Genomic DNA, 1,448 nt, shown 5'->3' with positions numbered 1-1,448 from the left:
AATAATTACAGTAATACTCATAATAATAGTTATAAAAATAAATCTATTGATACGCCATTTATTAAAATTTCCAAGTACTATTCTCATATTAACCTCCATAAATTTTATATAACAATATATTTACATAATTTAATTACCTAAATACATATCTTTATTAATATAAAATTGCTAAATTTCCTTTTAGTTATTATTAATTTATAGATTAAAGAGATGCATATGCATCTCTAATAAATACTTTTAATCGATACTATATATTTATATACCCATCTAAATTTCTATCCCAAGCATCCCAACATGTTGAAATCATGCCACCTAACGATGTCATCCCTAAAGCAGTTCCTATAATACCTATTTTACTTGTTATATAAGCTCCTAAAGTTGTTTGAAAAATAGCACTTTTCAAAACATTTCCTAATAACTTTCCTCCAATTACTTTTGATATTTTTGAACATAATATTGATATTCCTTGTCCCATCAACCATCCTATTGCTGTTACATTCCAACCCCCTATCGCAGCAAGGCCTACATCGATTGCAGCACTAGCTATCCATGAAGATATTTTTAATCCCCCATCAATATATTCCATTTCATCTCTGTCAATTTCTACATAGCTATTTGGTAATTGTAACGCATATTCCTTTTCTAGAGGAACATCTTCCTCAGTTTCCTTCGTAAGATGAGCTTTCACACTAAATTCAGCCAAAGCTTCATTAAGTGTTCAATGCCAATGCACTCATTTTCTACTTTGTATCTTTATCTATATCTGCTCGTGCCCGGGGGTGTTTGTGGGATGCTCTGAATCCCACTTGCTATGATTTAAACTGGACAATTTATTTTTTATTTTATTATAATTTACATATATTATTTTATTATTTATTTGAAGGTCATAGATTAAAGAATAATACATTATTAATTTTTGAAGATATATTTGATTTTTATTTTCCTTATCTAAATAAAAAAAATTGTCAGTTATATTGAATTCCTTACTTATTTTACAAGCATAATTAAATAAATATCCTATATTTTCATTAATATCTTGCTGAAAAAAAAGCAATGTACTTATTCTATATGCCGCTGATGTTACTAACCTAAAAATCATTAATCCGTCACTAAATAATAATGATAAAAATCCAACAATGGATGACATTGTTATTAAATAGGTAATTCTAAATCCATTTAAATAGTATACTATAATAGCAAATATGAAATTTGTTATAGGGCCCATTAAACTTATAATTATAAGTTTTTTTGTATTATAATCTAATTCTTTTTTATTATTTACTATATTAAATTTAGGAATACAATACCCTTGAAGTAAAATTTTATATGCAATCTTAAATCTATAGTTATTTTCTTCATTATAAATAGTCATAGGATATGCATTAAAAATTACTAATTTTGTTCTTAAAATTAAAATAGTTATTAAATGTCCAAATTCATGAATAATA

At 25.4% G+C, this 1,448-nt stretch carries 2 protein-coding genes; both read right to left on the bottom strand.

Annotated features, from left to right (window positions below; genetic code table 11):
- Positions 1–247: 247 nt before the first annotated feature.
- The gene (locus QK892_RS18355) at positions 248–688 is read right to left on the bottom strand and encodes a hypothetical protein (RefSeq protein WP_317274991.1); all 441 of its coding nucleotides are present in this window, start codon (positions 686–688) and stop codon (positions 248–250) included.
- Positions 689–757: 69 nt separating this feature from the next.
- On the bottom strand, positions 758–1,448 hold a 691-nt coding region (locus QK892_RS18350), incomplete at its 5' end, for a site-2 protease family protein (protein ID WP_317274990.1).

The organism is Clostridium lamae (assembly GCF_033043255.1).
GTDB lineage: Bacteria > Bacillota > Clostridia > Clostridiales > Clostridiaceae > Clostridium > Clostridium lamae.
This window is presented reverse-complemented; position numbering and strand designations above follow the sequence as displayed.